General features: G+C 33.8%; 8 protein-coding genes, 1 rRNA gene and 1 pseudogene. 8 read left to right on the top strand and 2 right to left on the bottom strand.

Annotated features, from left to right (window positions below):
• The first annotated feature begins 206 nt into the window (after positions 1-206).
• From BM183_RS17925 to BM183_RS17960, 8 genes are all read left to right on the top strand, one after another.
• Positions 207-1,199, top strand: coding sequence for an ABC transporter substrate-binding protein (locus BM183_RS17925; RefSeq protein WP_091688569.1), 993 nt, complete (start codon positions 207-209; stop codon positions 1,197-1,199).
• Positions 1,200-1,318: 119 nt separating this feature from the next.
• Entirely contained in the window at positions 1,319-2,206 is an 888-nt protein-coding gene (locus BM183_RS17930; RefSeq protein ID WP_170848068.1) for an ABC transporter permease, read from the top strand.
• Complete coding sequence (locus BM183_RS17935; protein ID WP_091688573.1) at positions 2,199-2,972, top strand: ABC transporter ATP-binding protein; 774 nt, start codon at positions 2,199-2,201, stop codon at positions 2,970-2,972. Before BM183_RS17930 ends, BM183_RS17935 begins: the two co-directional genes overlap by 8 nt.
• A 543-nt stretch (positions 2,973-3,515) precedes the next feature.
• Positions 3,516-5,165, top strand: coding sequence for an ABC transporter ATP-binding protein (locus tag BM183_RS17940; RefSeq protein WP_170848067.1), 1,650 nt, complete (start codon positions 3,516-3,518; stop codon positions 5,163-5,165).
• Entirely contained in the window at positions 5,159-6,775 is a 1,617-nt protein-coding gene (locus BM183_RS17945; protein WP_091688578.1) for an ABC transporter ATP-binding protein, read from the top strand. The genes BM183_RS17940 and BM183_RS17945 overlap by 7 nt, the downstream gene beginning before the upstream one ends.
• A gap of 237 nt (positions 6,776-7,012) precedes the next feature.
• A complete protein-coding gene (locus BM183_RS17950; protein WP_091688580.1) occupies positions 7,013-7,402 on the top strand; it encodes an FMN-binding protein in 390 nt (129 codons plus the stop codon).
• A 379-nt stretch (positions 7,403-7,781) separates the two neighbouring features.
• Entirely contained in the window at positions 7,782-9,074 is a 1,293-nt protein-coding gene (locus tag BM183_RS17955) for an MFS transporter (RefSeq protein WP_091688582.1), read from the top strand.
• A gap of 31 nt (positions 9,075-9,105) precedes the next feature.
• Positions 9,106-9,930, top strand: a complete 825-nt coding sequence (locus BM183_RS17960; RefSeq protein ID WP_242961044.1) for a glycerophosphodiester phosphodiesterase family protein — start codon at positions 9,106-9,108, stop codon at positions 9,928-9,930.
• 352 nt (positions 9,931-10,282) lie between these two features.
• On the opposite strand, the pseudogene BM183_RS17965 reads toward BM183_RS17960, so the two are convergent.
• A pseudogene (locus tag BM183_RS17965) lies at positions 10,283-10,390 on the bottom strand (transposase); the annotation flags it as partial.
• Between the two features lie 291 nt (positions 10,391-10,681).
• Positions 10,682-11,046: ribosomal RNA gene (locus BM183_RS17970) — 23S ribosomal RNA — on the bottom strand; the annotation flags it as partial.

Genomic DNA, 11,046 nt, shown 5'->3' on the forward strand with positions numbered 1-11,046 from the left:
GATAAAAATCACTGAATTGACTAATACAAATTAGGCGAAATCAAACATATTCACTTATTAAGTATTAATCCGGAAGATGAGAGTAAAACTTAATAATGGAGCAAATGGATAGTTGAAAAATATCTTTTTCAACCGGCAATTTGTGCTGAAGCATAAGATTGCTGTCGTTATTTATAGGCGCTCAAAGCGCCAGAATCGAGGATAATATGAAAAAAAATATTTCTTTAATAATTGTATTAGTATTAGCACTTAGTTTGTTTACAGGATGCGGGAAAAAAGAGGATGGAAAAATTACAATTGGAATCGCCCAGTTTGCGGAACACGGTTCCTTGGATAATTGCCGCGAAGGTTTTTTGGCAGGATTGGCAGAAGAAGGTTACGTAGAGAATGAAAATTTAAATGTAATATATGAAAATGCACAGGCAGATGGTGGTACTGCTGCCCAAATCTCCAGCAACCTTGTGGCAAAAAAAGCAGCCCTAATCGCAGCCATTGCTACACCTATGGCACAAAGTGCTTATGGGGCTGCAAAAAAGAAAAACATTCCTGTTATATATACAGCAGTGACAGACCCAATTTTAGCTGAGTTAGCAAAGGAAGACGGCACTCCTGCCGGCCAGGTTACCGGAACTAGTGATAAACTTCCTGTTGAACAACAACTGAAAATGATTCGTTCCATTTTACCGGAAGCTAAGAAAATTGGCATTCTTTATAGCACCAGCGAAGTAAACTCCATATCGGCCATTAAAGAATATAAAGAAAAAGCTGCTGATTATGGTTTTGAAATCATAGAAAGCGGAATATCTGCCCCTGCTGATATTCCACTTGCAACTGATAATTTATTAGGTAAAGTAGATTGTCTCACTAATTTAACAGATAACACTGTTGTAAGTTCTCTTCCAACCATATTAAATAAAGCAGGTAAGAAAGGTATCCCCGTATTCGGAAGCGAAATAGAGCAAGTAAAAATCGGATGCCTTGCTGCTATGGGACTTAACTATTATGAACTGGGTGTTAAAACCGGTAAAATGGCAGCCAAAGTGTTAAAAGGTGATAGTAAGGCAAGTGAAATGAATTTTGAAGTATTTAAAGAAGCTTCTTTTTATGGAAATACCTTTGTAGCAGAAAACCTTGGAATAACTTTACCAAAGGATTTGGTAAGTTCTGCTGCTGAAATGTTCAGCTCTATAGAAGAATAATAAGAAAACGAGAAGTGTGAAAGATAAATCTTTCACTGAGCAGGTTTGTGTCTGCGCTGTGAGCACAAACCTGAGATGCACAAAATCGGCGCAGAAATGAGGTAAACATGATAGAATTTATATTTGACTTAATTCTAGGTGTGTTAGAAGAAGGCTTTGCTTATGCAATCATGGCTCTTGGAGTATACATTACCTATAAAATATTGGATTTTCCGGATCTGTCGGTAGACGGGACTTTCCCGTTAGGAGGTGTAGTATCCGTGGTGTTGATTATTGCAGGTGTAAGCCCTGTTTTAACCTTGCTTATCTCCTTCTTAGCTGGTGCCCTGGCAGGAACTTTTACCGGGCTCATTCATGTAAAATTAAGAGTAAGAGATTTATTTTCCGGTATTATCATGATGACTGCGCTATACTCCATTAATCTAAGAATTGCAGGCTCACCTAACGTACCTATCTTTTCAAAAGAAACCATCTTTGAAAATAGTTTTTTAGAAAAATTTATTTCTGATAAATTTAAACCTTATATTACAGTTACTATTTTGCTTATTATCCTACTGATTATGAAATTAATCTTAGATTTTTACTTAAATACCAAATCAGGTTATTTACTACGAGCTGTTGGTGATAATTCAACCCTAGTAACCTCTCTGGCCATTGATAAAGGTAAAGTAAAAATTATTGGTCTTGCATTGGCAAATGGTTTAGTTGCCTTAGCTGGTGCTATTTATTGTCAGAAATCCGGATACTTTGAAATTTCCATGGGAACTGGTACAATGACCATTGGACTTGCAAGTGTAATCATAGGAACCAACCTGTTTAGAAAGGCTTCCTTTATAAAATCAACATCAGCAGTCATTATCGGTTCCTTACTATATAAGCTTTGTGTTTCCATTGCTATTTCCTTTGGACTGGAGAATTCCGATTTAAGACTTATTACCGCTATTCTATTCTTAGGTATCCTGGTAGTAAGTAACGACCGAAAAAGGAAGGTGAAATCAAATGCTTGAATTACGCAATATAAATAAATTCTATAATCCCGGAACTATCAATGAAATGTGCCTGTTTGACAGGTTTAATCTAACCATTAAAGACCATGAATTTGTGTCCGTTGTTGGTAGCAATGGTTCCGGAAAAACCTCCTTGCTAAATATTATCTGTGGCAGTATACCCATTGACAGCGGCGGAATTATCATAAACGATAAGGATATCAGCAATATTCCTGAATTCAAACGGGGCCGCCACATTGGCCGTGTTTATCAGAATCCTTCTATGGGCACCTGCCCTAATATGACAATCTTAGAGAATATGTCCTTGGCAGATAATAAAGGAAAACCTTTTAATTTACGTAAAGGAACTACTAAAAGCAGAATTGATTATTACCGTGAATTACTTCGCTCTCTGAATCTAGGTCTTGAAGATAAATTAAATATACCGGTTGGCTCCCTGTCCGGGGGACAAAGGCAGGCTATGTCTCTTCTCATGTCCACTATGACACCCATTGAATTCTTAATCTTGGATGAACATACTGCTGCCCTTGATCCCAAAACAGCTGAGATTATTATGGAATTAACCGATAAAATTGTAAAAGAGAAAAAATTAACTACTATTATGATAACTCACAATCTTCGTTATGCCGTTGAATATGGAAACCGTCTTATTATGATGCATCAAGGAAATGTAATTATGGATAAATCCGGTGAAGAAAAGAATAATTTAAAGGTAGATGATATTCTTGATAAGTTTACTGAAATTAGTATTGAACTTGGAAATTAATAATCTATTTTTCATGTAATCAGCACTATAGATTAGTTATAAAATAATAAGAATACTTTAAGAATGCAGCATTTATTTTGGAATGACCGAGAAGGCATTATTTGCTGCATTCTTTTCGTTGTTTTATTTATTTATTGCTTTGTTTACTTTATTCTTCTCACATATTTTACCCCCTCACTCCTACTCATTGGTTTCTATTTTTTAGTTTTATACTATCTCAGCGGTTCATTCATTTTTACAGCCTCATTCCTTCTCCATAAATCAGGTCTTTTTATAGATTCATAATTTATCAATATTTCATTTTTTCTCAATGAGTATTTCCACTTACTACTTATTTCTTCTTTCTCTTAATAAATTTATTAAGCATTTTCTTCTATACGTTCACTATTAAATGTGGTAAAATATACAATACTATTCCTATATAAGATGTATATGAATGAACATTCTTGTATAACTATTACATCATAAACATTAATATCTTCTTATAATATACTATCTTATAAATTGATGAAAAATACTGGGAAGAAAGGTTGGTTATACACAGTGAAAGAACTTCTCTTAAAAAGGGGAAACAAGTTTATACAATATTTGTTTGCAACTTTTATGTTTATCGTAGAGCATTTTGCCAGAATGGGTGTATTTGCATTAATCTTAGGTGCATTAGAAAAGAAAGATTTAGGTTATTATAAATTTGTTGTAACAGTAACCATTCTTTTTATTCTATACTCTCCACTGAACTTTCTAATCTCACGTATGCTGCGTATTCGTTACATGAGAGATACCATATTAGATGTCAGACAGCAAGCCTTTGATAAAATTATGAATATGACTTTTAAGCAATATTCTCAAAAATCAAAAGATATATACATATCAAACTTAATCAATGATGTTAATACTTTTGAGAATAAATTTTTTATCAGTCTGCTTAATTTTCTAATTAATGTAGGTATGTTCTTACTATCCTTCATCTTTTTAATATGTATGGATTATAAAATTGCTCTTGGCATGATAGCTGTATCCATTGTTTTATTTGCATTAGCAACTTTATTTTCAAGAAAAACCACTAAGTTGGAGCAAGAAATCTCCTCTTCCAATGAACGATTTACCACAGATATCTCCAACACCTTTAATGGTATGGAAATATTAAAACTTAATAATATGGAAGATAAATTTCTAAAGAAAAGCCTTGGAACCATCCAGCAGGTGGAAAAGAGTAAATTTGCAGCTAATGTATTCAGTGAATTACAGAAAAATGTAATCCATGTTTTAGCCTTTTTCGTATCCATGGTAGTTTTACTCTATCTGGCAAGTCAGATGGGAAATGGTGTTACCCTGGGAAAAGCAGGTTTTATATTTCAGTTAACTATGTCCATGAGTAATTTTTTAATCAATGCATTTCCTATGTGGAACCAGACGAAAGCATCCATTACCATTTATGAGAAGATTGCAAAACCGGAAAGCTATGGTACAAGTGACCATAAAGGAACAGTGCCTTTTCAGTTTAACAATTGCATTGAAGTATCCCATGTAAACTTTTCTTATGATAATAAAGAAGTTTTAAAAGATGGGTCCTTTACCATTGAAAAGGGAAAAAAATATTTAATTAAAGGTGTCAGCGGTGCAGGTAAAACAACACTGATGAATCTATTGGCTATGGCCTATGATAACTATCAGGGGGACATACTTGCAGACGGTGTAAGTTACAAAGATGTCTCCGAAGAATCCTTTCATGAAAAAGTAGCTTTTATTTTTCAGGATGTATTTTTATTCGAAGATACTATCCGCAATAATATATCCTTGTATAAAGATATCCCGGATGAGCAGATTGATTATGCTGTAAAGGTATGTGGCTTGGAATCCATTGTTAAGGATAAAAAGAATGGCCTAAATGAACGGTTAAGTGAAAATGGCAAGAACTTATCCGGTGGACAGCGCCAAAGAATATCCATTGCCAGAGCTATTGCAAAGAATGCAGATATTCTATTTGTAGACGAAGGTACTTCCAGCTTAAACGAAGAACTTGGAAGAGAAATTGAGAAAGTGTTCTTAAAACTTAATAGCACGGTAATTGCTATCAGCCATAGATTTTACGAAGGTGTTACAGACCGTTATGACTATGTTATCGAAGTCAAAAATGGTCATATTCATACTTTCCCTGCAAAAGAGTATTTTGATGAGGTGATCACATGTTAAAACGATTATATAAAATGATACCCTGGCTTGTATTGGCACTTATAATATCTGCTATATCTGCCACCTTCGACGGCTGGGTTAATATAAAAATTATGGGGATTTTAGATGATGCTTTAGCCGGTAATATTACCATGATAAAATCAAAATCTGTTACTGTATTACTCTTTGCTGCTCTTCTTGTTCCCTTGGGTATTTTAGTGGCAATGTCTAATAATTATTTTAAAAAGAAAACCAATCTTTTATTAAAGAAATATTATTTAAGCAAAACCTTTCAAAAGGATATTGCTGAATTTCACAAAGAAAATAACGGAAAATATATATCAGCCTTAACCAACGACTACTCCACTCTGGAGGCAAATCTAATTACCGGCATCTATAGTGTTTCCAATGGTATAATAAACTTTTTAGTTGGAATATGGGTAATATCTTCTGTGGATATCCGAATGTTGTTAGTGGGATTAATCATAATCGGAATAAATCTGATTGTAAGCATTGTAACTGCAAAGCCTATACAAAAGGCATACAAAGAGCGAAGCGATATGTTTAGTGAGTATACTTCCTATATAAAAGAGGTGTTGTCCGCTTTCCACATTGTGAAGAATTATAATTTAAAAGAAAAGGTTACAAAAGATTACTATGAGAAAAGTGAATCCATACAGCAAAAAGGCTTCTTTATTGAACGAATGCTTTCCTTTATCAATAGCTTTCAAAATTTCCTGATGCAAGGTTCTTTTTATGGTGTTCTTTGTATTATCGGTTATTTTACCTTAATAGGAAAAATAACTCCAGGGGGTCTACTCCTTGTAGTAACCGGAATTGAGCGTATGGCATGGCCCCTGTTTGAGGTCAGTGAAATATTCCCCAAATTATTTTCCTCAAAGGATTTAATCCAAAAGATTGAAAAAACTCTTGAGAATGAGAATACATATGAAGAAACCGTAGATATCAGGTCATTTAATGATAAAATTGAATTTAAAGATGTTGAATTTCACTATGAAAATAATGAGCAAATTATCTTATCGGATATAAACTTAACCTTTAAGAAGAATGGCAAATATCTTATTGTTGGGCCCAGTGGAGGCGGTAAATCTACCCTTTTAAAACTTTTACGTAAATATTTTAACCCTACCAAAGGTCAAATTACTATTGATGGACACGATTTAAAGGATATAAAAAAGGAACAATACTTTTCCTTAGTTGCAAATATCGAACAGCAAGTATTTATATTTGAAGATACGGTTAAAAATAATCTTACCTTATATAAAGAATACACCGACGAAGATATTAATGAGGCTATTGATGCTTCTGGATTAAGGGAGTTTGTTAATAATCTCCCAGAGGGTTTAGATACTGTAATCTATGATAATGGTAAAAATATATCAGGTGGGGAACGAAGCAGATTGGTAATTGCCAGGGCGCTATTAAGCAAAGCAAGTATTCTTTTTATGGATGAAGCTTTTGCATCCCTGGACATGGAACGGGCCAGAGAAATTGAGAAGACAATTCTTGCCCTTAAAAATATTACTGTAATTAACGTAAGCCACGTAATTTTCAGAAATACCAGGGATTTATATGACCGTGTTCTGACTGTAAAAAAGAATATTTCTTAACAAAATTTAATTGGTGTTTTAAATACATTTATTAAAATTCCCATTGGAAGTATTCATTTGAATTATATCAATAAATTCATGGTTGTCAGTAAAATGTTATTTTTTTAACTATTCATTATTGACCTATATGAAGAATATGGTATAATATAGTTGCAAGTTTGTTAATTACTTGACGCTTTAGACATTATATTTACAGTTTTCTTTCTATAAAGACTGTAAGAAATTTTAGGAGGGCTTATGAAAAAAGTATTATTATCTTTATTATGCTTAGTGGCAATTACTAGTATGGTTGCATGTTCTAAAGACAAGAAGGGGACTGAAGATGGTAAAACATCTGAAACTTCTAATGAAGCAGTAACATTAACAGGAACAGGTAAGGGTTTTGGTGGACCAATCACAGTTACGGTTAAGAAAGAAGGAGATAAGATTATCTCTGTTGAAGCTGTTGGCGAAAAAGAAACCGAAGGTATCGGTACCAATGCTATTGATCAGCTTCCTAATAAAATCGTAGAAGCTAACTCAACTGATGTTGATGTTGTTACATCTGCTACTGTTACCAGCCAGGGTATTATCGATGCTGTTAATAACGCATTAGATCCTGACAAATATCCAGCTCCACAAGAATAATCCAAGGAATTAGAACATTTCAAGAAGTAGAGGAACGTATTACTAGAGGAATTAAAAATCCTTCGAAAATTGAGCTGATATTTTTTACAATCAAATAATGAATAACTAATGTCATTCTGAGCTTGTAAAGGGAAGAATCTTTTGAAAAAGAGGATTCTTCGGGTATAATTACAAGATTTGCTCTCAGAATGACATCTTTATATCTGAATACTGTAATATACTATTCTAATATATTTTAATCTTCCTTATGCTTTCTGCAACTTATATTTTTCTCTTTATCCCTATATGTTTAGTTCATGTAAATATTATCCTTACCCATTGTTTGTGCATGGAAGACGTGATATAATTATGTCATAAAATTTAATGAGGAGGAGTACCTTTGAAAGCTACGAGACTAAATTATGTACGTACTTTTTTTATTGGTTTTGCATTTTTATCAATCTGTGCTTTTTGGCAGCTCTACGATAATATTATTCCTTTGATATTATCCAACACCTTTCATCTGGATGAGATTTTAACCGGTGTAATTATGGCTCTGGATAATATTCTAGCATTATTTTTATTACCTCTATTTGGTGCATTTTCCGATAGAATCAACACAAGATTAGGTAAACGAACTCCATTTATTATTATGGGTACTTTTTTTGCAGTGGTATTTATGATGTTTATTCCATTTGCAAATAAGACACACAACTTTATGTTGTTTTTCATATCATTAGGAGTAGTACTAATAGCTATGGGATCTTACCGTTCCCCTGCCGTAGCTCTTATGCCGGATGTTACTCCAAAACCTTTAAGGAGTAAAGCAAATGCTATTATAAATCTAATGGGTACTTTGGGAGCAATCTATACTTTAATTATGGTTAAACTGACAATTCCTAAGGTAGAACATCCTGATTATACTTTGGCTTTCATAGCAATTGCTATCGTTATGGTAGTTGCCATTATTATATTGGTTACTAATATCAAAGAGAATGCCTTAGCAAAAGAAATGGTTGAAATCAATAGGAATGAGGAAGCAATTGGGGAAGCAGAAACTGTCTCTTCTGTTAATGAAGATTCGAAAACCCTTCCGCCGGAAGTAAAGAAAAGCTTATTCTTTATACTTGCCTCTATATTCTTATGGTTTACTGCCTACAACGCGGTAATTACAGCATTCTCACGATATGCTATGAAAGTTTGGGGGTTAAAAGGCGGAGGCTTTGCAGATGCTTTAATAGTAGCTACCGGTGCTGCTACAATTAGTTACATACCCATTGGTTTTATTTCCAGCAAATTTGGCAGAAAGAAAACCATACTTGGTGGTATTATATTAGTGACCGTTTCTTATTTATGCGGCACTTTATTCATAACCTACTCACCCCTTATTAATGTTGTATTTGCTGTAACGGGAATTGGATGGGCAGCCATTAATGTAAATTCTTATCCAATGGTTGTAGAAATGGTCAGTGGAGCCGATGTAGGAAAATATACCGGATTATATTATATATTTTCAATGTTGTCACAAACATTAACACCCATTATGTCCGGTGCTTTCCTTAAAATTTCGTACCGTACCCTATTTCCATATGCTTTTATATTCTCCGTACTATCATTTTGTACCATGCTATTTGTAAAACATGGAGATTCAAAGCCTATAAGAAAGGCAAGTACATTAGAAGAATTTGACTAAAATAATTGGTTTTATTTACTCAGGAGGAATTATGTTTATTTATATTTTACTTGTTATCCTTATTATCTTATCCATACTGTATTTAATAGCTATAGCACCTAAGTTAATTCACAGGCATGACTTTACGCCTTGGCAAGGCAGGCTTTATGCACATAGAGGTCTTCATCAAGACAATAGCAAATCACCGGAGAATTCTATGGAAGCTTTTCGGCTGGCTGTAAAACATGGATATGGTATTGAAATAGATATTCAACTAACGAAAGATAACATTCCGGTTGTATTTCACGACTATTCCTTAACCAGAGTATGTGGTATTAATAAAAGAGTAAACGAACTTACTTATGAGGAATTACAAAATATAAAGCTTTATCAATCACAAGAGACTATTCCTACTTTACAAAATGTATTGGATTTGGTGAATGGGCAAGTTCCATTGATTATTGAATTCAAAGTAGAAAGTATTAATACTACTTTATGCAATATGGCAGCCCCAATACTGGATCACTATAAAGGACTATACTGTATTCAGTCTTTTAATCCATTAGTGTTGCAATGGTACCGTAAAAACCGTCCTGCCGTAATGAGAGGGCAATTAGCCAGCAATCTAATCAAAGATAAAGAAAAAGGGAGCTCATTTTTGCAGTTTATTTTACAGAATTTATTATTTAATTTTATTACAAAGCCGGATTTTATTTCTTATAATCATATTCATCATTATATGTTGTCATTAGTAATATGCCGCAAATTATACAGTACACCAACCTTTGCATGGACTATTAATTCTCAGACGGAATTAAATAAAAGTAAGAAATGCTTCGATTTCTTTATTTTTGAACAATTTATACCAGAACAATAATAGGAATGTTTTTGAGTTAACTGAAATAGTTTTTAAATATAAAAATTAGAAATCCATAAAATATACTCTTCATAGAGATTCTATAACGTTGAAATATTCTAAATTTCTCTATGGAAGAGTTGTTAATATTAATGTTTAATCAATATAAAGCCCCTTTGTGTTAGATAAAACTCTACCTCAAAGGGACTTTTTTATATACATTAATAATTCAAAAGGTCATACATAACTTAAATGATTGATCTGTGTTAGTATTTTTAGCAGGTTTAATTGCTGTTTTTTCAAATCAGCTATATTCTGATTTAGGAATTGGGATAGATGTAAAATCAAGCAAGGGTTCATCTGGTGTAAAGATCATTTCGCCTTTTATATTTCCATATATCACTTGTCTCTTATACTTTGGCGCAAACACTATATGATATTTGCATTCCCATGTTGTATGTGATAATGTATTCTTATCCAATTGGATGCCTCCTTTGTTGTTTTAGTGCGGTTTAGGACCCTCACTTATAACATTGGAGGTTTTTTATCTTAGCTCTTAAAGCCGGTTAGGGTCCACTTGCATAGCAAGTGGTTATTTGTATTGGTATACAGAAAAGACTATACAGCTAACTACTTCTTTTAGCTGTATAGTCTATATTCTTATACATTCAAAACTGCACATTCAATTATTATAAACTTACATCTTATTTAATCCATTTACCATAGACAAACTTTTAACTTTTACTGAATACCAGTATTTAAAAATTGTCTTTAGGTCAAGCCCTCGACCTATTAGTATTAGTCAGCTGCATGCATTACTGCACTTCCACCTCTAACCTATCTACCTCGTCGTCTTCGAGGGGTCTTACTAGCTTATGCTATGGGATATCTCATCTTGAGGGGGGCTTCACGCTTAGATGCCTTCAGCGTTTATCCCTTCCAAACTTGGCTACTCGGCCATGCCATTGGTATGACAACCGATACACCAGCGGTTCGTCCAACCCGGTCCTCTCGTACTAAGGTCAGCTCCTCTCAAATATCCTACGCCCGCGCCGGATAGGGACCGAACTGTCTCACGACGTTCTGAACCCAGCTCGCGTACCGCTTTAATGGGCGAACAGCCCAACCCTTGGGACC

The sequence above is a fragment of the Anaerocolumna aminovalerica genome (assembly GCF_900115365.1).
Classification (GTDB): Bacteria; Bacillota; Clostridia; order Lachnospirales; family Lachnospiraceae; genus Anaerocolumna; species Anaerocolumna aminovalerica.